At 66.1% G+C, this 18,363-nt stretch carries 19 protein-coding genes; 8 read left to right on the top strand and 11 right to left on the bottom strand.

Annotated features, from left to right (window positions below):
• Positions 1-75 precede the first annotated feature (75 nt).
• The 5 genes from purB to ACWCOP_RS11720 form a co-directional block, all read right to left on the bottom strand.
• Positions 76-1,380 (bottom strand): adenylosuccinate lyase, encoded by a 1,305-nt coding sequence (purB, locus tag ACWCOP_RS11740; RefSeq protein ID WP_478248473.1) that lies wholly within the window; start codon positions 1,378-1,380, stop codon positions 76-78.
• Positions 1,377-1,910, bottom strand: a complete 534-nt coding sequence (locus ACWCOP_RS11735) for a Rid family hydrolase (protein ID WP_478248472.1) — start codon at positions 1,908-1,910, stop codon at positions 1,377-1,379. The genes purB and ACWCOP_RS11735 overlap by 4 nt, the downstream gene beginning before the upstream one ends.
• A 67-nt stretch (positions 1,911-1,977) precedes the next feature.
• The gene (locus ACWCOP_RS11730; RefSeq protein ID WP_478248471.1) at positions 1,978-3,348 is read right to left on the bottom strand and encodes a spinster family MFS transporter; all 1,371 of its coding nucleotides are present in this window, start codon (positions 3,346-3,348) and stop codon (positions 1,978-1,980) included.
• 107 nt (positions 3,349-3,455) lie between these two features.
• Positions 3,456-4,697 carry a threonine synthase gene (locus ACWCOP_RS11725; protein WP_478248470.1) on the bottom strand — a complete coding sequence of 414 codons (1,242 nt, stop codon included), beginning with the start codon at positions 4,695-4,697 and terminating at the stop codon, positions 3,456-3,458.
• A 135-nt stretch (positions 4,698-4,832) separates the two neighbouring features.
• The gene (locus ACWCOP_RS11720) at positions 4,833-5,657 is read right to left on the bottom strand and encodes a carbon-nitrogen hydrolase family protein (RefSeq protein ID WP_478248469.1); all 825 of its coding nucleotides are present in this window, start codon (positions 5,655-5,657) and stop codon (positions 4,833-4,835) included.
• 142 nt (positions 5,658-5,799) lie between these two features.
• Here ACWCOP_RS11720 and panD point away from each other — a divergent pair, with 142 nt between their 5' ends.
• Positions 5,800-6,171, top strand: a complete 372-nt coding sequence (gene panD, locus ACWCOP_RS11715) for an aspartate 1-decarboxylase (protein ID WP_478250685.1) — start codon at positions 5,800-5,802, stop codon at positions 6,169-6,171.
• 84 nt (positions 6,172-6,255) lie between these two features.
• Here the strand turns inward: panD and ACWCOP_RS11710 are convergent, their stop codons facing one another.
• Entirely contained in the window at positions 6,256-8,592 is a 2,337-nt protein-coding gene (locus ACWCOP_RS11710; RefSeq protein WP_478248468.1) for a penicillin acylase family protein, read from the bottom strand.
• A 243-nt stretch (positions 8,593-8,835) separates the two neighbouring features.
• Between ACWCOP_RS11710 and ACWCOP_RS11705 the strand changes: the two genes are divergently transcribed.
• Entirely contained in the window at positions 8,836-9,543 is a 708-nt protein-coding gene (locus ACWCOP_RS11705; protein ID WP_478248467.1) for an EAL domain-containing protein, read from the top strand.
• Between the two features lie 29 nt (positions 9,544-9,572).
• Here ACWCOP_RS11705 and ACWCOP_RS11700 read toward each other — a convergent pair whose 3' ends face one another.
• Genes ACWCOP_RS11700 through ACWCOP_RS11690 form a run of 3 tightly spaced genes read right to left on the bottom strand, consistent with a single transcriptional unit; the run spans position 9,573 to position 12,225 of the window.
• Positions 9,573-10,799 (bottom strand): kynureninase, encoded by a 1,227-nt coding sequence (locus ACWCOP_RS11700; RefSeq protein WP_478248466.1) that lies wholly within the window; start codon positions 10,797-10,799, stop codon positions 9,573-9,575.
• Positions 10,800-11,441 (bottom strand): arylformamidase, encoded by a 642-nt coding sequence (gene kynB, locus ACWCOP_RS11695; RefSeq protein WP_478248465.1) that lies wholly within the window; start codon positions 11,439-11,441, stop codon positions 10,800-10,802. It abuts the gene before it with no gap.
• A 4-nt stretch (positions 11,442-11,445) separates the two neighbouring features.
• The gene (locus ACWCOP_RS11690; protein ID WP_478248464.1) at positions 11,446-12,225 is read right to left on the bottom strand and encodes a glucose 1-dehydrogenase; all 780 of its coding nucleotides are present in this window, start codon (positions 12,223-12,225) and stop codon (positions 11,446-11,448) included.
• A gap of 179 nt (positions 12,226-12,404) precedes the next feature.
• Here ACWCOP_RS11690 and ACWCOP_RS11685 point away from each other — a divergent pair, with 179 nt between their 5' ends.
• The 5 genes from ACWCOP_RS11685 to nth all read left to right on the top strand — a co-directional run bounded on the left by ACWCOP_RS11685 (position 12,405) and on the right by nth (position 15,765).
• Complete coding sequence (locus ACWCOP_RS11685; protein WP_478248463.1) at positions 12,405-12,680, top strand: 7(1) septoil knot domain-containing protein; 276 nt, start codon at positions 12,405-12,407, stop codon at positions 12,678-12,680.
• Positions 12,681-12,854: 174 nt separating this feature from the next.
• The gene (locus ACWCOP_RS11680; protein ID WP_478248462.1) at positions 12,855-13,796 is read left to right on the top strand and encodes an alpha/beta hydrolase; all 942 of its coding nucleotides are present in this window, start codon (positions 12,855-12,857) and stop codon (positions 13,794-13,796) included.
• A gap of 35 nt (positions 13,797-13,831) precedes the next feature.
• Entirely contained in the window at positions 13,832-14,452 is a 621-nt protein-coding gene (locus ACWCOP_RS11675; protein ID WP_478248460.1) for a class I SAM-dependent methyltransferase, read from the top strand.
• A 79-nt stretch (positions 14,453-14,531) separates the two neighbouring features.
• Entirely contained in the window at positions 14,532-15,074 is a 543-nt protein-coding gene (locus ACWCOP_RS11670) for a hypothetical protein (RefSeq protein WP_478248459.1), read from the top strand.
• The gene (gene nth, locus ACWCOP_RS11665; RefSeq protein WP_478248458.1) at positions 15,067-15,765 is read left to right on the top strand and encodes an endonuclease III; all 699 of its coding nucleotides are present in this window, start codon (positions 15,067-15,069) and stop codon (positions 15,763-15,765) included. Before ACWCOP_RS11670 ends, nth begins: the two co-directional genes overlap by 8 nt.
• A 152-nt stretch (positions 15,766-15,917) precedes the next feature.
• Here the strand turns inward: nth and msrA are convergent, their stop codons facing one another.
• Positions 15,918-16,583 carry a peptide-methionine (S)-S-oxide reductase MsrA gene (msrA, locus tag ACWCOP_RS11660; RefSeq protein WP_478248457.1) on the bottom strand — a complete coding sequence of 222 codons (666 nt, stop codon included), beginning with the start codon at positions 16,581-16,583 and terminating at the stop codon, positions 15,918-15,920.
• Positions 16,584-16,783: 200 nt separating this feature from the next.
• Here msrA and ACWCOP_RS11655 point away from each other — a divergent pair, with 200 nt between their 5' ends.
• Positions 16,784-17,737: a calcium/sodium antiporter gene (locus ACWCOP_RS11655; protein ID WP_478248456.1), complete on the top strand. Its 954-nt coding sequence runs from the start codon at positions 16,784-16,786 to the stop codon at positions 17,735-17,737.
• A gap of 85 nt (positions 17,738-17,822) precedes the next feature.
• On the opposite strand, the gene bfr is transcribed toward ACWCOP_RS11655, so the two are convergent.
• Entirely contained in the window at positions 17,823-18,305 is a 483-nt protein-coding gene (bfr, locus tag ACWCOP_RS11650) for a bacterioferritin (protein ID WP_478248455.1), read from the bottom strand.
• Positions 18,306-18,363: the final 58 nt, after the last annotated feature.

Genomic DNA, 18,363 nt, shown 5'->3' with positions numbered 1-18,363 from the left:
GGCCGGCCAAGGGCGCCTTGCGAATGCGGCGCCGTCAAGGCGGGCGGCTTTGGGAGCGACCTCGCCTGCCAGGCATCAGCCGCCCGTGAACACCCGCGCGAAGATCGTGTCCACATGCTTGAGGTGATAGGCCTCGTCAAAGCAGGCTTCGATCTGTTCGTTGGAGAGCAGGGCCGTGACGCCGTCATCCGCTTTTAGATGCTCCACAAGCTGGCCGCCCTCGTCCCAGGTTTTCATGCCGTTGCGCTGCACCAGCGTATAGCTCTGCTCGCGGCTGGCGCCGGCCTGGGTCAGGGCCAGCAGGACGCGTTGGGAATTGTGAATACCGCCATAGGCCTGCAGATTCTCGCGGCAGCGATCGGCATGCACGATCAGGCCTTCAATCATGCCCGCGGCGCGGTGCAGGGCGAAATCGAGATGGATGTTGGCGTCCGGGCCGATGCCGCGCTCCACGCTGGAATGGGAGATGTCGCGCTCATGCCAGAGGGCGACATTCTCCAGCGCCGGCGCCGCGGCCGAGCGCACGAGGCGCGCAAGGCCGGTGAGGTTCTCGGTCAGGATCGGGTTGCGCTTGTGGGGCATGGCCGAGGAGCCCTTCTGCCCCTTGGAGAAATATTCCTGCGCCTCACGCACTTCGGAGCGCTGCAGATGGCGCACCTCCACGGCCAGATTCTCGATCGAGGAGGCGATGATCGCCAGCGCCGAGAAATACTCGGCATGGCGGTCGCGCGGGATCACCTGGGTGGAGACCGGCTCCGGGGTGAGGCCGAGCATTTTGGCCACATGCGCCTCAATGCTGGGGTCGACGTTGGCGAACGTGCCCACCGCGCCGGAGATGGCGCAGGTGGCGACCGCTTCGCGGGCCCGCACCAGTCGCTCGCGGCCGCGGGCGAACTCGGCGTAAAAGCGCGCGAATTTCAGGCCCATCGTGGTCGGCTCGGCGTGGATGCCGTGGGAGCGGCCGATGCAGACCGTCATTTTGTGCTCGAGGGCGCGAGTCTTCAGCGCCGCCAGAAGCCGGTCGAGCCCCTCCAGCAGTAGATCCGCGCTGCGGGTCAGCTGAACGGCCAGGCAGGTGTCCAGGACATCAGAGCTGGTGAGCCCCTGGTGCACAAAGCGCGCGTCCTCGCCGACCAGCTCGGACAGGTGTGTGAGAAAGGCGATGACGTCGTGCTTCACCTCGCGCTCGATCTCGTCGATTCGCGCGACGTCGAAGTCCATATCTTTGGCTTTCCACACCGATTTGGCGGCGGCCTTGGGCACGACGCCCAACTCGGCGAGCTGGTCGGTGGCGTGGGCCTCGATCTCGAACCAGATGCGGTACTTGGTCTCCTGCGACCAGACTTCAGTCATTTGAGGGCGGGCGTAGCGGGGGATCATGGCGTCTCGGTCTCGAAGGCGGCGGAAACGGGAACCGGCCTGGCGGCCAGCGCGGAAAGCGAGACCCGCGCGCCGGGCGCGGGCAGGGCGGCGACGCCCACAACGGTGCGGGCCGGGGCGGCGGGCTGCATGCGATTGCCGAAGCTGCGCCGCCAGGCGCGCGACACGCCATCGGCGTCAAGCGAGCCGTCCGGGGCCACAGCCACATGAACGGTGAGCTGGACAATATCGGCCAGGGTCAGCCCGTCCGCTTCCAGCCGGTCGGAGAGGACGCGCAGCGCGGCGCCGGTCTGGCTCTCCACATCACCACTGATCACGCCGTCGTCTCCAGCGGGCGCCAGCACCTGGCTGATCGCCACGGTCTCGCCGTCAAAGGCGCGGCTTGGGGCGTGAGGGCCGAGCGCGTCGGTGGCCAAAGTCAAAGCGGGGCGCGCGGGCGCAGAGGGTTCGGCGTGCGGCGCATCTGCGCCACAAGCGGCCAGCACCAGCGTAATGAGCGCGGCGGGAAAGACTCGGGCGAATGCGGTCATGGTCGGCCTCCTCGCGACGAAGGCGGGTCGGGAAAGACGCGCAACAAGCGCTGCGGGGCCCCGCCTGTCAAGGTTCGCGCGGCGCTGGCGGGCCTGGCTCCGGGCTCTCCCGGCTTGCGGCGCCGCCGGGCGGATTGCGGCGGGCCAGGTCACGCGGGATAGTGAACCCGGCGGCTACAAACAAGGTGATGGCGGCCACATATCCGCCCGCGCCGACGATCAGCGCAGTGCGAAGGGCCTCACCAGGCGCGGCGCCTGCACCCTGCAGCGTATCGGAGAGCACGCCCACCAGAAGCGGGCCGAGGCCAAAGCCGATGAGATTATTGAAAAAGCCCATGATCGCCGCCACCAAAGCGCGGACCGCCGGGCTGGACAGGGTCTGGCTGGCAGCCAGGGTGGGCCCGATCCAGGCGTAGCTGAGCAGGGTGGGCAAGGTGAGCAGCAGCAAGGAGAGACGGCCGTCGGTCGTGATCAGGGCGGCGAAGAAGAACGGCGCCGAGACGGTCAGCGTGGCGGCCGGCACGAGGGCGTAGGCGGCCGGGCGCGTCTTGCCGAGCCGGTCGGCGATCCAGCCGCCGGCCAGCGCGCCGAACACGCCCAGCGCAAAGATCGGCGACAGGAACCGGCCCACCGCTTCCAGCTCCAGGCCCTGCGCGCGTTGGAGAAAGCTCGGGATCCACTGATACAGCCCATAGCCGGCGAAGCTGGTGGCTGCAGCGGCCAGCGTCAGCAACATCAGGCTGGGCGTAGTGAGAACCGCGCGGATGGCGTCCAGCGGACGTGCCGGCTCGCGGGGCGCCTCGACGCCCGGATCAAAGCGCCCGCGTACCGGCTCGCGTACGGCCAGAAACAGCCCCAACGCCAGCAGCAGGCCCGGCGCGCCCAGCAGAATAAAGGCCCAGCGCCAGCCCAGCGCGCCCGCGATTGCGGCTCCCAGATAGGAGCCGGCCATGAGCCCGAGCGGCGCGCCGATGGAGAACAGGCCGATGGCGAAGCCGCGCCGTTCGGGCGGGAAATAATCCGACAGCACCGAATAGGAGGGTGACACCCCGCCCGCCTCGCCCGACGCCACGCCGATGCGCGCCAGCGCCATGGTCACAAAGTTGGTCGCCATCCCTGACAGGACGGTGAAAATGCTCCACACCGCGCACGCCAGCGCCACCAGACGCACCCGGTTGGTGCGGTCAGCCAGCCAGGCCAGCGGCAGGCCCAGCGTGGCGTAGAACACCGCGAACATGGTTCCGCCCAGAAGCGCCAGCTGGCTGTCGCTGAGGGCGAGATCGACCTTGATCTGCTCCTGCAGCACCGCAAAGAGCTGGCGGTCCATGAAGTTGACCAGATAGACCACCATGAGGACCGGCAGCGCGACCCACGCCCCCGACGCCGCACGCGCTAAGCTGGCTTTGGCGGGGCCGCCGGGTCGCGGGGTGTCGGGCATTTACAAAGAGCCTCCGGCGGGGGCGGCTGGGGTGTCGGGACTGGCGCGGACGCATGAAGCCATATCCGCCGTACGGGCCGCGACAAGCCACAGCCGCATACGGACGGCTAGGACAATGACGCCGCGCTAACCGCTTGGCTACGGTCGATGAAGCGCGAGCGGTCCGGCAGCGGGTATTTCAGCCCCGAGCCGCAATTGAACAACATTACCCGGGCGTCTCGCTCGATCATGCGCTCTTCAATGGCGCGCTTCGCCGCCGCCAGGGTCGCCGCGCCTTCAGGGCATAAAAGCAGGCCGTCGCCGCGCCCGCACAGATCGCGGGCCGCTTCGATCTGGGTGTCGCTGACGGCAAGCGCCGCGCCGCCGCTCTCGCGAACCGCCCGCAGGATCAGGAAATCGCCGATCGCTTTGGGCACGCGGATGCCGGCGGCGAATGTGTGGGCGTCCAGCCATTCCGGCGCGTGCTCCTCGCCGGCCTCAAACGCCTTGACGATGGGCGCGCAGCCCTCGGCCTGGACCGCGAACATCTTGGGACGCTCCGAGCCGATCCATCCCAGTTTTTCCATCTCGTCGAAGGCCTTCCACATGCCGATCAAGCCGGTGCCGCCGCCCGTGGGGTAGAAGATTGCGTCGGGCAGGGTCCAGCCAAGCTGGAAGGCGAGTTCGATCCCCATCGTTTTCTTGCCCTCGATCCGGTAGGGCTCCTTCAAGGTTGAAACGTCGAACCAGCCCATCTCCTCCTTCAAGGAGGCGGCGAGCGCGCCGCACTGATGGATCAACCCGTTGACGCGGTAGACATGGCCGCCCTGAGCGGCGATCTCGCGCACATTCACATCCGGCGTGTCTTCGGGACAGAAGGAATAGGTCTCCATGCCTGCGCGCGCCCCATAGGCCGACAGCGCTGCGCCTGCGTTGCCGTTGGTGGGCATCGCCATGCGCGTAATGGCGTAGGATTTGGCCATGGACACCGCCAGCGCGAGGCCGCGCGCCTTGAAGCTGCCGGTGGGAAGCCGGCCTTCATCCTTCACAAGAAGCGGGCCGGTGAGACCGATTTCGCGCGCGCTGACAGGTGTTTCCACCAGCGGCGTATCGACCTCGCCAAGGCTCACCACATCCTCGTCGCGCGCCACGGGCAGAAGCTCGCGCCATTTCCAGAAGCCTGGAAAGCAGACCGCGTTGCGCGCCGCAATGGCGTCGCGGTCAGCCGAGACCTTCAGGGTGTCCAGATCATAGCGCGCCAGCAGCGGCCAGCCCTTCGGGGACAGGTTCTGCGGCTGATCTTTCTCCACCCGTTCGCCGGTCATGGCGCATTCAAGATGGGTGAAGTGATTGGACGGCGTGGCGCTCATGGCGGACCCTTCAGGTTCCAGACAGGGAGGCGGATATGGCGGTTCTGGCCCTTGGGGGGCTGTTCATCAAGAGTGAACACCCAGAAAAAACAAGGAACCGGTATCGCGATGTGTTGGGCGTAGCGGTCAAGACCCTTAGCGAATTGAGCGCGATAAGGCGCGTTCGCCGCCGCGCGCGGTACGGCTGCTCAGCCAGCCCAGCGCCTCTGCCCGCGCGCGCCGGGCGCCAAGGTCCATCTCGGCGTAGAGGAGCTGCTCGCCGCCACCGGCTTTCGCCAGCACCGCGCCGTCCGGCCCGGTGATCAGCGAGGCGCCGGCGTAGCGCCGTGTCTCTTCTGGTCCGCACCGATTGGCCAGCGCGGCGTAGACGCAGTTTTGATAGGCGAGCGTGCGCATCTCCGCTTCGAACAAATCCAGCGGTTCGTCCGCCTCAATACAGGTTGGCGTGACGATCAGCTCGGCGCCGGCCTTGGCGCAGGCCCGATAGCTCTCGGGGAAGTGCCGGTCATAGCAGATCACGACCCCGATCCGCCCGGCGGCAGTGTCATAGACCGGCCAGCCGTCGCCCGGGGCGTAATAGTCCTGCTCCCAGAACCCGTCGAACTGGGAGATCTCGTTCATGCGCGACAGTCCCAGCACTGTGCCATCGGCGTCGATCACCGGGCTGGAGTCATGGCGCTCGCCGGCGCTGTTTTCGATATAGAGGTTTGAAACCACAACGATATCGGCCGCCTTCGCCGCTGCGGCCAGGCGGGCGATTTCCGCGCCGTCTTCGCGCATGGCCCAGGCGCTGGCGTCGCGGCCTTTATGCTTGGGGAAGAACGGGGTGAGGTGGATCTCGGGAAACACGAGCAGGCGCGCGCCGCCTGCGCCGGCCTGCGCTATCAGCGTTTCGGCGCGCGCAATATTGGTCTCGATATCGTTCGTGGCGATGGTCTGCGCGATGGCGAACCGGGTCATCTGCACCCCCCTTTCATTCAGGCCTGACGACGTCCATATGTCGGATCAGCACGCAAGCCTCTTAAAACCTGCGTAAAGATAGGCTATACCGCGCCGCAACATGACCGCTGACGCCGCTCTCGCGCGGTTCGGGAAGGACGCCATGCAGCTGACCATGATGAAGGCCAAGCTCCACCGCGCCGTGGTGACGCAGGCCGACCTGCACTATGAAGGCTCGATCTCCATCGACGCCGATCTGCTGGAGGCCGCGGGCATCCTGCCGAACGAGCAGGTGGATGTGCTCAACATCAATAACGGCGAGCGCTTCACCACCTACGCCATCACCGCGCCGCGCGGCTCGAAAGTGTTCGGGATCAATGGCGCGGCTGCGCGCCTGGCCCAGCCCGGCGATCGTATCATCGTGGTGTCGTACGCCATGATGGACGCTGAGACGGCCCGCAACTGGAAGCCGGAAGTGGTGCTTCTGGACGAGGCCAACGAAGTGGTGAGCCCGGCCAAGATCAGCGCGGCTTAGGCGCCCGCCGCCGGCAGCAGGACGTCTTAAGCCTTGTGCCGGCGATCGCCGACGCACAGAGCTGCTGTTTCAGCCGTGCGCGACTCACTCCCCCGACAAAAACAGCGTCCTCGAACCATCAGGCGCCGTTTGCGGGTCCCAGTCATCTCGGATTTCAAAATACTCTCCGGCCGCCCAGCGTTCGGTCAGGTCGCCGTGGTGGGGCGAGAGCGGATGCCCGCTCTGTCCTGGAGCGAACATGAAGCGCGAGCGGTTCAAATCGGCGAGGTCATAGATCGCGCGCAGGCTGGCCGCATGGACGGCGTCGTAATTACCGGATTCATATCGGAAATGTGAGACGTTCACCGTGGAGCCGTCGCCGGGGACCGGGACGTGATTTTCAAACATGGAGCCGAGCACCGGAATCGCGCCCAGCGGATGGCTGAAGACTGCGTGGTGGGCGTCGCCCCAGCGCCAGGCGGATAGATTATCTCCGTAGCGGCGCGCGGTTTCGCTCATGGCGGCGTCCAGCGCGAGACCGGCGGTGACGGCGCAGCTCTCCACGCCGCCGGTGCGTACATCATCGCACCAGCCGACCTTATCGCCCATGAGCACGGATTCAAGAAAGGCCCGCCGGGGCTGGTTGTAAAAACGCGCTGCGGCGCCCAGCTCGTCGTTCCAGATCGTGCTGGAAAGCACGCGTAGCCAGGCCGAGACGATGAGGCCCTCCGGCGCATCCACGTCCAGAGCTCCGTCCCAGCTTTCCAGCATGGCCAGGGCCTGTGCGCCAAGCTGACTTTCCGGTTCCGAACCCAGAAGCGCCGGCATGATCCGGCGGACATGCTCGCTGGTGACGTCCATCTGCATGGCGGCGAAGCTGTCCAGATCATGGCGCTCGGTTTGCTCGAGCATCGCTTCGATGCGCGGCGCGCGATAGACGCTGTAACTGCCGGGCAGGGGGCGGGGATAGGCGTCTCCGGCCACCAGATTGTTGCCGGAGGCGATGTATCCGACGGACGGATTGGCGACGCGGGGCAATTGCTCGAAGGGTGTGAAGCCGGTCCAGTCGCCGGTCTCGGGATCGCGGATCGGCAATAGGCCGGCGGTCGTGTAGCCGATCGTCCCGTCAACGCCGGCATAGTGCATGTTCTGCATGGGCGCGGTGAAGCCGCGACCTGCCTCTACAAAGCTCTCCCAGTCCCGGCTCAGCATAATGCCGAGCGCCGCATCGGCGCCGCGATTGCCCGGATCGTCCAGGGTTGAGCGGCGCACCACAAGCGCGTCGGGGTCAAAGGCGGAGAGGTCGAACCAGGCTGAAGACAGGACCGGCCCCTCGCCGGTTTGTGTCAGGGTGATCTGCTCGGGCTCGCGCCGGCCGCGCACGGCGATCTCCACGGTGCGCTGCGTGGTCTCGGTCCGGGCGGGATCGCGCTCCACATGGTCGATGACGTCGAACCCGGTGTTTGTGAAGCCCCACGCGCCCGAGGCGTTCCGCCCCAGAAGCACGAAGGGCGCGCCAGGCGCCGTGGCGCCGATCACCGGGCCGGATTCAAGATTGAGGCGAGCGAAATACCAGATCGCCGGGCTGGAGAGGCCCAGATGGGGATCGTTGGCCAGGATCGGGCGGCCGGTGGCGGAGCGCCGGCCGGCGATGATCCAGGCGTTTGATCCGGGAAGATTGTCGGGTTGGGCCGCAGATTGAGTATTGGGCCGGGCTTCGGGCGGGGGACCGAGCTCTCGAACGGTCACCCCGTCCAGGGCTGCGCGCACATCGGACTCCTTCAGCGTCGTCGGCGCCCAGTCGGGAAACCTGGCGAGAAAAGCGTCCAGCTGGTCGCGCGAAAGAATGTCGGACAGCCGCGCCCGATCAATATCCTCGCCCTCGCCCGCAGCGAGATTGTCGGCGAATGAGAGCAGCACCGCAGCGGTGTCCTCCACGCTCCAGGGCTGAGGTGTCGCGCGGACGATGACGTATTCCGGCGCCACCGAGCCCCGGGCGAGGCGGGCGTTGACCCCGGCCACATAGGCCTCAACCACGCTACGCGTCTGATCGCCCATTTCGTTGACAAGGCTCAGGGCCAGTTCCGGATAGCCCAGCGTGTGGGTGCGCGCATCGACGCGCACATAGTCGGCGCCGAACAGCTCTGCGAGGCGTCCGCGCATATAGCGGCGGGTCAGATCCATCTGGAAGAAGCGCTCTGAGGCGTGGGTGAAGCCCAGCGCAAAGAAGACCTCGGCGTCGCTTCCGGCGAAGATATGCGCGACGCCGTTGTCGTCGCGCACAACCTGCGCCTCGCCGTCAAAGCCCGGCAGTGCGATCTCGCCGCTCTCCACCGGCTTGGAGGCGTTGAAGCGCTCCACAAGGAAGGCGGCGGCCGCAAGCGTCAGAATCAGAACCAGAGCCGCCAGGGCGAACCCGGCGCGTATCAACCATTTGACCATGAGAGCCTCCCCAAACCTTGGCGCAGCGCGAGCTTATCAGGGCGCGGCTCGCGGGGAAGCGTTCGCGGCGCCCGTCGCGACGCTTTTGGAGCGTACTCACAAGCATCGTGCTTAACTCAGTATCAATCGTTCTTTGTCAGTGTGTTGGGCAAGAAACGAGGATGCGAAATGACCCCCAAATCCAAACCCTGTGCGCCCGCGCTTGAAGGGACTGAAAATTGTGCCTGCGCACAACCGGTGCCAGTGGATCTCAAATTCGCCTTCCAGCCCATCGTGGACATTCGGGACCGCTCGGTGTTCGCGCAGGAGGCTCTGGTGCGCGGTCCGGAAGGACAAAGCGCAGGCGAGATTCTCGCCGCTGTGGACAGTCTCAATGTTCATGCGTTTGACCGCAAATGCCGCATCGCGGCTGTGAAGGCGGCCGCGCACCATCTGGGCGCCCGGCGCGAGATGCTGTCGCTGAACACCATGCCCAACTCGGTCTATGATCCGGAGACCTGCCTGCGCACCACCATCGCGGCGGCCCAGGCGGCGAATTTTCCCATCGAGCGCGTCATGTTCGAAATGACCGAGCATGAAGCCATCGCGGACATTGATCACTTCACCACCATCGTGGAATCCTACAAGGAGATGGGGTTCATCACCGCCATTGACGATTTCGGGGCGGGAAGCTCGGGCCTGACCCTGTTCGCCTCGGTCATGCCGGACATCGTCAAGCTGGACGCCAAACTGATCGCGGGCATCCACAAGAGCCGCATTCAGAAGGTGATTGTGGGCAATATGGTGGATATGTGCTCGAAATTCGGGATCGGGGTGATCGCCGAGGGCGTCGAAGAGGCCGCCGAGCTGAAAGCGCTCACTGATGTCGGCGTCTATCTCTACCAGGGCTATTTCTTCGCCCGCCCCTCGTTTGACGCGGTGACGCCGGACGCGGACATCCGCTGGCAATAGGTCCCGGCCAGGTCCAGGCTGGGCCCCGGCTAGGTAACAGCGCCGCGCCGGCTGAATTGGTCGGCCTTGAACGCGCCGCTCTCCACCACGTCCACCAGCGCCTCGGCGGCGTCGAACACGTCGGCATAGGACAGGATCAGCGGCGAGAATCCGAAGCGCATCAGGTCGGGCGCGCGAAAGTCACCGATGATCCCGCGCGCGATGAGCGCCTGAACGATGGCGTAGCCGTCTTCATGGCGCACGCTCACATGGCCGCCGCGCCTGGCGCCGATCCCTGGCGACACGCAGTCCAACTCCAGCGGCGCGATGCGCGACAGGAACAGATCGCCAAGCGCGCGGGCCTTGGCCTCCAGCGCCGACAGATTGAGCCCTTCATAGAGCCCAAGCGAGGCGTGAAGCGCGGTCATGGACAATATGGGCGGCGTTCCGGCCGCAAAGCGCTTGATCCCGTCTGCGGGGCGGTAACCGTCGGTGAATTCGAACGGGCTGACATGACCCATCCAGCCTGACAGCGGCTGGGCGAGATCGCCGGCGACGCTGGGGTGGGCGTAGACGAAGCCGGGCGCGCCCGGTCCGCCATTGAGATATTTATACCCGCAGCCCACCGCATAGCGCGCGCCGCAGTCTTCAAGCCGGGTGTCCACCAGACCCACCGCGTGGGAGAGATCCCAGATGATTGTGGCGCCCAGACGGGCCGCCTCGGCTTCCTCGGCTTCGATGTCGACGATTTCGGCGGTCTTGTAGTGCACCGCGCTTCGCACCAGAACGCCGCTCGCCTCAGGAAGGCCGGCGACGCCTGCGCCCGGATCGATGAGCGAAAACCCGGCGCCGGACAGCCGCGCGAGGCCTTCAAGGATATAGCCGTCGGTGGGAAAATCGCCGCGCTCCACCGCCACCAGGCCTGCCCCTCTGGTGACGAGGCTCGCAGCGAGCTTGAAAAGATTGACCGAGACGCTGTCCGCACAGATCACGCTGCCGGCCGGCGCGCCGATAAGCGCCGCGATGCGGTCGCCGGTGCGCGTGGGCAGATCAATCCAGCCCGCGGTGTTCCAGCTCTTGATGAGATCGGTGCGCCATTCGGTTTCGATGGCGTGGTGCAGCGCCTCGCGCGCCGCCTTGGGAAGGGGGCCCAGCGAATTGCCGTCGAGATAGACGACCCCGTCCGGAATATCGAAGGCGTCGCGCTTGGCGCCCAGCGGATCGTCGCGGTCGAGCGCCTTCGCGTCTGCGCGGTTGGTGACGGCGATATCGGGCATTCAGAGCTCCCTTAGAATCGCGCGCACCGGCGCGGCGTCGAGCCCTGAAAGTTTAAGCGGCGGGGCGATCAGCTCATAGCGTCCGGGCGCGGCGTGATCGAGCACCAGGCCTTCCAGAATGCGTAAGTCGCGGGCGGCGACGCGGATGTGGGCGTCCATGGTCTTGCTGTCCTGGGGATCGAGCGACGGCGTATCGATCCCGATAAGTAACCCGCCCTGGTCTGCAAACCAGTCGATCAGCGTCGGCTCCACCGCGCAGAAGGCGTCGTCCCAGACTGCTTGCGGCGCGCTGAGATAGGTGCGGATCAAAAGCCGCGGGTCGGGCTTGGTCACGCCGGCGTCTGCGAGCCCGGCGAGGGCTTGCGCGAGGCTCACCCGCCCGCGAGCGCCGATGGCGTGGATGACGGTGGCCGCCCCGATATAGGGTTCAAGGCTCACCGAGGCGATGTCCGCGCCGTCTTCGGCATAGTGCAGGGGCGCGTCTGCGTGGGCTCCGGTATGAGTGCTCATCACCGTTCTGGAGACATTGACCGGCGAGCCGCCGGCCATGTCCCAGGTTCGGTCAAATGAGACGGGCGTGTCGCCCGGCCAGACCGGCGTCGCCGGCGAGACCGCCGGAGAGATGTCGATCAGGCCGGGCACGCTCTTAAAGCGGTCCGCGCGCGGTGATGCCGCCGTCCACGATGTGGCACTGGCCGGTCATGTAGCTGGACGCGTCGCTGGCGAGATAGTGAATCGCCGCCGCCATGTCCTCGGGCTGTCCGACACGCTGGATGGAGAAGTTACGCTTCATCATGTCGGCGAGCTCGGGGTTGGAGGTGAGGGCGCTGGCGAGCTTTGTCTCCGTCAGGCCCGGGCACAGCGCGTTCACGCGCACGCCAAAGGCGCCGCATTCCTGGGCGAGCACCTGGGTCACGGAGATCACCGAAGCCTTGGTGATGGAGTACACGCCCTGAAAGAAGCCCGGGCGCATGCCGTTGATGGAGGCCACGTTGACGATGGAGCCCGACATTTGCGGCTTCATGAATTCCTGGATCGCCAGCGCCGACAGGTAGAACACGCCTTTCACATTGACGTCGAAGGTCTTGTCCCAGGCCGATTCCGGACACTCGATCGCCTCACCGAAATGGGGCGAGGTCGCGCCGTTATTCACAAGGATGTCCAGCCGGCCTTCCTTGGCCTTGATGTCAGCCATGGCCGCTTCGCGGTGTTCGGATTCGCCCAGGTGCAGCACCATGGCGCGCGCCTTGCCGCCTTCGGCCTCGATCTCCTTGGCGACGCGGTCGCAGTCGGCGATCTTGCGGCTGGAGCAGATGACGTTGGCGCCGTTGCGCGCCAGACGCTTGGCGGTCGCTTCCCCGATGCCGCGGCTTGCGCCTGCGACCAGGGCCACTTTGCCCTCCAGCGACAGATCCTTCTCGGCCATGGATATCCTCCCGTATGGCTTATTTACATTGCGCCAGAACCTAGCGGCGATGGTCCGCGATGGCGAGAGGGCGGGGTGCAGCGCGGCGGCTGATCGGGCGCATTCTTCGCCGCCGCGCTGAAGGCGCGCTCATCCACCGTTCAGACGACGCCGTACATTCTTGGCCCATGATCGCTCTCATGCTCCTCGCCGCTGATCCCGAGATCAAAGCTGACTGCACGCTGGACGGCGTCCCGCTTTATGGAGAGGTGCAAGTGGTGGACAGCTTTCCCGACTTCACCGTTGAAATCGTGGAGAGTTTTGCCGACCTGAAGGTGAAATCGGTGGAGTCCTTCGCGGATTCCTGCGGTGAATGGAAATTCGTGGACAGTTTTCCAGATTTCACCGTCCGGTTCGTGGAGAGCTTTGCCGACTTCAAGATCGAGTACGTGGAAAGTTTTCCGGGGCGGCCCTGACCAACATCCGGCCGCACTATCCCGGAGCGCGAGCCTGGGTCCTATGCGCCGCACCTCACCTCTAATCAGCCGCGCCCCCATGGACTTCAGCGCCCCTTGGGTCTTCCATGGCCGGCTTGAAACGCCAGAGGGGACCAGGCGTTGGGGCTGGATGATTTTCTGAACCGAGCGCGCGTGCTTGGGCTAGGCGCGTGGGAGGCGACTCCGGACTGGCTGCTCTATGGGCTCGCCGGGCTGGGAGGCTTGTATCTCATCTGGGCCATCCTGTTCGTCCTCCAGGGCCGCATTCTATATCTCACCGACCCCACGAGGATGGATCCGGCTGATCTGGGCCTGGAGCGCGCCCACGAAGACGAGACGAAGACCCCCGATGGGCAGACGCTGGTGCTGTGGCGCGCCGATCCGGTGTGGGAGGGCGCGCCCCATATTCTCTATCTGCACGGCAACCGGCGGGCCCTGTGGCGCCGGGCGCGCTTTTTTCGCATGTTTCTGGCGGCCGGCTGGGGCTTCACAGCGCTCGCCCATCGCGGTTTCAACGGGTCCACCGGGAGGCCCAGCGAAAAGCATAATGTGGCCGACGCGCAGCACGTGTTTGATGGGCTGGTGAAGGCGGGCGTTCCCGCCCACTCCATCGTGGTCTACGGCGAGAGCCTGGGCTCGGGCACGGCGGTGCAGCTGGGCGCGGGCCGGAGCGTGGGCGGCGTTGTCCTCCATGCGCCATACGATTCCTTGCGCGACATCGTGCGCTCGCGCACCGCCTGGCTTCTGCCTCGCATGATCTTTCGCGAGCGCTACGACTCCATCCGCCAGATCCAGCGTGTGACCGCGCCGATCCTGTGGATTCATGGCGACCATGACCGGGTGATCCCGATGGGCCGCGGGCGCAGGCTCTATGACGCCGCCACGGGACCGAAATATGCGGCGCTGGTAAGGGGCGCGAACCATTTCGGAATCTACACCCAGCAGGTCTTCAACCAGCATATCCGCTTCTTCGCGGAAGCCGCAGCGCGCGCCGGCGGCGATCCCAGAGCCCAGGGCGAGATGAGCGTGGTGGACCCGATAGTGCCCGAAGAGAACGGCCGCCCCGAACTGGCTGCGGCGCGGCGCAAAAGCTGAGCGCGCACCGGCTCCGGCTCTGCTAGACTCCGCGCATGTCATTTTACGAAAACCAAATCCTGCCCCATCTGATCGGGCTCGCCTGCGGCGCCCCGCAGATCATGAAAAAGCGCTCCCAGATCGTGCCGGCCGCTGAAGGCCGCGTGCTGGAGGTGGGCTTCGGCGCCGGGCCGAATCTGGACTTTTATGATCCTTCGAAGGTCTCGCGCCTGTTCGCGCTGGAGCCCAGCGAGGGCATGCGCCGCAAGGCCGCCGGCGCGATCGCCGCCGCGCCGGTGCCCGTGGAGGTGATCGATCTTTCCGCCGAGGCGATCCCGCTGGAGGACGCCAGCATGGACACGGTGGTGCTCACCTACACCGCCTGCACCATCCCCGATGTGAACGCCGCGCTCGCCGAAATGCGCCGAGTGCTCAAACCCGGCGGGCGGCTTTTGTTCTCCGAGCATGGCCGGTCGCCGGACGCCGGCGTCTATAAATGGCAAAGGCGTATCGAGCCGGTGTGGAAGCCCATCGCCGGCGGCTGTCACCTGACGCGCAGAATCGACGATCTGATCACCGGAGCTGGGCTCGCAATGGAGCGGCTGGAGATGGACTATCTGCCTAAATCTCCGAAATTCGCCAGCTTTAATTATGCCGGCTCGGCCCGCATCGCCTGAGCTCCACACCGCCGCCGATCATCTTGAGCCAACCCGGCGCGCGGGCTAAGCCTTGTCGCCCTTAGGAGCGGAGCTTTCCATGCGCCTGTTCGTGATCGCCGCGCCGATTATCGCCCTGCTCGCCGCGTGCACGCCTCCGGCTGAACCCGTCTCGGGCCCCGTCCTCATCACCGTGTTTCATGGAGACGGCGAAATGACGCCGGAGCCGCTGGGGCTTTACAACACCTGGAGCCTGGCCGGGCCGGCCACCGCGCTTACCGCCGCAGACCTCGCCGCCCTGCCGCAGAGCGTGATCGAAACCGGCTATCCTCTTGGCGCTGACGCGTCGCGCTGGTCCGGCCCGCGGCTTTCGCTTCTGCTGCACGAGATCGGCGCGCCGGGCGCCGGCGCGCGTCTCACCGCCGTGGACGGCTATCAGGTCGAGGTGACAGCTGAAGACCTCGCCGCCCACGAGCCCATCCTCGCGCTGCGCCGCGACGGCGAGCCATTGGCCATCGGCGGGCTGGGGCCGGCCATCCTCATCTGGCCGCGCGACACAGACGCGGCGCTCGCCGACCTGAGCGATAATCAATGGCCCTGGGCGGTGTTCGCGGTGGAGGGGCTGGAGCGCTCCGATGGCTGAGGCGCAGAAGCCAGCGAAGAAGAGGGCCGCAAAACGCCGCCCGCCCGGCCTCACCCGCGAACAGGCCGAGGAGATTTTCGCGCGCCTGTCGGAGATTTTGCCCGATCCGAAAACCGAGCTGGACTACCACTCGCCGTTCACGCTGGTGGTGGCCGTGGCGCTCTCGGCTCAGGCCACTGATGTGGGGGTGAACAAGGCGTCTCGCCGCCTTTTCGCCGATGCCGACACGCCGGCGAAGATGGTCGCGCTGGGCGAGGACGCCGTGCGCGAGCACATCAAGACGATCGGCCTGTTCCGCAACAAGGCCAAGAACGTCATCGCGCTCTCACAGATGATCCTGGACGAATTTGACGGCGAGGTGCCGCAGACCCGCGACGAGCTGGTCAAACTCCCCGGTGTCGGGCGCAAGACCGCCAACGTCGTGCTCAACGAAGCCTTCGGCCAGCCCACCATCGCGGTGGACACCCATATTTTCCGGGTCGGCAACCGTACGCGCCTCGCGCCCGGCAAGACGCCCGACGAGGTGGAGGACCGCCTGACGCGCATCGTGCCGCAGGCCTATCTCAAGGGCGCCCATCACTGGCTGATCCTGCACGGGCGCTATGTCTGCAAGGCGCGAAAGCCCGAATGCTGGCGCTGCGCCATCGCCGATCTGTGCAAGTTCAAGGACAAGACGCCCGCCCCGAAATGAGCGGGCTGAGCCTGCCGAGATCGATACGGGGGATCGATCGAACAGGCGAACGTCCGGCGGAGCCGGACGGAGGGGGTGGTTGCGCAAACGTCCCGGAAGATAGCGGGCGCCATTGCGCCCGACCCGGTCCGCTCCAGCTCAGCGCGCGCCCTCTACTCCGCCTGAACGCCGACGCCGATGGGGCAGGCGACGCCGGTGCCGCCGATGCCACAATAGCCGCCGGGGTTTTTCGCCAGGTATTGCTGGTGATAACCCTCGGCGAAGTAGAACGGGCCGGCTTCGCGGATTTCGGTGGTGACCGATCCCTTGCCTGCGGCGTCCAGCGCGGCGTCATAGGCCTTGGCGCTGGCTTCGGCGGCCTGCGCCTGAGCCGGCGTGTTCCAGTAGATCGCCGAGCGGTACTGAGTGCCGATATCATTGCCCTGGCGCATGCCCTGAGTGGGGTCATGGCCCTCCCAGAAGGCTTTAAGCAGCGCGTCGAAGCTGACTTTGGCCGGGTCGAACACCACGCGCACCACCTCGGTGTGGCCGGTGCGTCCCGAGCACACTTCCTCATAGGTGGGGTTCGGGGTGATGCCGCCGGCGTATCCAACGGCGGTGTTCAGCACGCCCTCGATCCGCCAGAAGATCCGCTCCACGCCCCAGAAGCACCCCATGGCGAACACGATGCTTTCCGCGCCGGCGGGGACGTCCTCCTTCAGCGCCCGGCCGAAGACCGAATGAGTCGCGGCGGTGGGGAGAGCCTGGATGCGCCCTGGCAGGGCCTTGTCGGCGGGGATGAGGCTGGTCTTGTACTCGGTGTCGGAACGAAAGCGCATAGCGTCCATTCTCCAGTGTCTGGCGGGCGTATGCGGCCCGGCGTGGTGTTTGTTGACCCTAACATAGGGCGGCGCCGCGTCCGCGTCATCGTCCAGCCGCCGCGACGGCGCTGCGAAGCGTCAAGACTCGGCCCGGCGACGGCCTTGCGTGGTGATCCGGGCGGGGCCATTTGCAAGCGGTTCAGCTGGTGGGAAGTTTCATGAGTTTCGCCTTTATTCTCGCCGGTCTGGTCCTGCTGGTCGCCGGCGGCGACGCGCTTGTGCGCGGCGCGACCGGGCTCGCCAAGGCGCTGGGCGTGTCGCCGCTCCTGATCGGGCTGGTGGTCGTGGGCTTCGGCACATCCATGCCTGAGATGACCACTTCGGTGACCGCCAGCCTGTCCGGATCGCCGGCTGTGGCGGTGGGCAATGTCATCGGCTCGAACATCGCCAATATCCTGCTGATCCTGGCCGTCACTGCGGTGATCGCGCCCATGAGCGTTCAGGCCAGCGCGTTTCGCCGCGACGGACCGGCGTTGATTCTGGCGACGATGGCCGCAGCCGCGGTGACACTCTTCCTGCCGTTTTCACGGCTCACAGGCGCGATTCTGTTCGCCCTGCTCATTGTCTATGTGGTGGCGAGCTATCTCATCGACCAGCGCACCAAGGACGCCGGCGCGGCGCTCCATGCCGGTGAGGCGGAGACCGTGACGGCGCCCGGCGGGCCGCTTGTCTCCACCCTGTTTTTGCTGGCCGGGCTGGTGGGCGTCGTGGGCGGCGCGGGGCTATTGGTGAACGGCGCCACGGTGCTGGCCGCCGCGGCCGGGATTTCAGAGGCGGTGATCGGCCTGACCATCGTAGCGGTGGGCACCTCGCTGCCGGAGCTGGCCGCGTCGCTTTCGGCCGCGCGCAAGGGGGAGTCCGATCTCGCCTTCGGTAATATCATCGGCTCCAATATTTTTAATGCGCTGGGCATTCTGGGCGCGGCGGCGCTCGCCCGGCCGTTTGATCTGGCGCCGGGCGCCTTTGGGGTCGACGTGCTGGTGATGCTCGCCTCGGCCGGCGCGCTCATCGCCTTTTCCATCACCGGCTGGCGGGTGGATCGGCGCGAGGGCGTCCTGCTTCTCCTGGCCTATGCGGGCTACATGACGTGGCTGGCGATGACGCAGGCCTGAGCCGGACACAGCAGCGCCGCCGATGACGTGAGTCGCCGGCGGCGCAGATCGTGTTGAAACAGGCGTTCAAGCAGGCGGGGCAGGCCTAGCTCTTGTCGTAATCGCCCATCTGCGAATGCATGTAGCGCTCCTCACCGATCTTCTCGATGAGGGAGAGCTGGGTCTCCAGGAAGTCGATATGCTCTTCCTCGCTCTTGAGGATCGCATCGAAGATCTGGCGGGTGACGTAGTCGCCGACACTTTCGCAATAGGCGACCGCGTCCTTATAGACCGGATGGGCGCGCCGCTCGGCTTCAAGATCGCATTCAAGGCATTCCTTGATCGTCTCGCCGATGAGCACCTTGCCCAGATCCTGCACATTGGGCAGACCTTCCAGGAACAGGATCCGCTCGATGAGCACATCGGCGTGCTTCATCTCGTCGATGGATTCCTCATACTCCATCTTCGCCAGGCGCTGGAAGCCCCAGTCGCGGAACATTCGTGCGTGCAGGAAGTACTGGTTGACGGTGGTCAGCTCCAGCTTCAGCGCCTTGTTCAGGTGCTCGATGACCTTGGGGTCGCCCTTCATGGTGCGCGTCCTTTCGATTCTGATTTCACCCTTGCTTTACCCGCCCCGGCGCCCCGCG

This window comes from Apolloniradiicaulis salifontis, from assembly GCF_053756655.1.
The sequence above is the reverse complement of the archived record's forward strand: the minus strand, read 5'-3'. Positions and strand labels throughout refer to the sequence as shown.

What these genes read in the sequence shown, in the direction of transcription:
- purB (WP_478248473.1), bottom strand. Translation starts at nt 1,380, where the DNA reads ATGATCCCCCGCTACGCCCGCCCTCAAATGACTGAAGTCTGGTCGCAG.
- ACWCOP_RS11735 (WP_478248472.1), bottom strand. Translation starts at nt 1,910, where the DNA reads ATGACCGCATTCGCCCGAGTCTTTCCCGCCGCGCTCATTACGCTGGTG.
- ACWCOP_RS11730 (WP_478248471.1), bottom strand. Translation starts at nt 3,348, where the DNA reads ATGCCCGACACCCCGCGACCCGGCGGCCCCGCCAAAGCCAGCTTAGCG.
- ACWCOP_RS11725 (WP_478248470.1), bottom strand. Translation starts at nt 4,697, where the DNA reads ATGAGCGCCACGCCGTCCAATCACTTCACCCATCTTGAATGCGCCATG.
- ACWCOP_RS11720 (WP_478248469.1), bottom strand. Translation starts at nt 5,657, where the DNA reads ATGACCCGGTTCGCCATCGCGCAGACCATCGCCACGAACGATATCGAG.
- panD (WP_478250685.1), top strand. Translation starts at nt 5,800, where the DNA reads ATGCAGCTGACCATGATGAAGGCCAAGCTCCACCGCGCCGTGGTGACG.
- ACWCOP_RS11710 (WP_478248468.1), bottom strand. Translation starts at nt 8,592, where the DNA reads ATGGTCAAATGGTTGATACGCGCCGGGTTCGCCCTGGCGGCTCTGGTT.
- ACWCOP_RS11700 (WP_478248466.1), bottom strand. Translation starts at nt 10,799, where the DNA reads ATGCCCGATATCGCCGTCACCAACCGCGCAGACGCGAAGGCGCTCGAC.
- ACWCOP_RS11690 (WP_478248464.1), bottom strand. Translation starts at nt 12,225, where the DNA reads ATGGCCGAGAAGGATCTGTCGCTGGAGGGCAAAGTGGCCCTGGTCGCA.
- ACWCOP_RS11685 (WP_478248463.1), top strand. Translation starts at nt 12,405, where the DNA reads ATGCTCCTCGCCGCTGATCCCGAGATCAAAGCTGACTGCACGCTGGAC.
- ACWCOP_RS11675 (WP_478248460.1), top strand. Translation starts at nt 13,832, where the DNA reads ATGTCATTTTACGAAAACCAAATCCTGCCCCATCTGATCGGGCTCGCC.
- ACWCOP_RS11670 (WP_478248459.1), top strand. Translation starts at nt 14,532, where the DNA reads ATGCGCCTGTTCGTGATCGCCGCGCCGATTATCGCCCTGCTCGCCGCG.
- nth (WP_478248458.1), top strand. Translation starts at nt 15,067, where the DNA reads ATGGCTGAGGCGCAGAAGCCAGCGAAGAAGAGGGCCGCAAAACGCCGC.
- msrA (WP_478248457.1), bottom strand. Translation starts at nt 16,583, where the DNA reads ATGCGCTTTCGTTCCGACACCGAGTACAAGACCAGCCTCATCCCCGCC.
- ACWCOP_RS11655 (WP_478248456.1), top strand. Translation starts at nt 16,784, where the DNA reads ATGAGTTTCGCCTTTATTCTCGCCGGTCTGGTCCTGCTGGTCGCCGGC.
- bfr (WP_478248455.1), bottom strand. Translation starts at nt 18,305, where the DNA reads ATGAAGGGCGACCCCAAGGTCATCGAGCACCTGAACAAGGCGCTGAAG.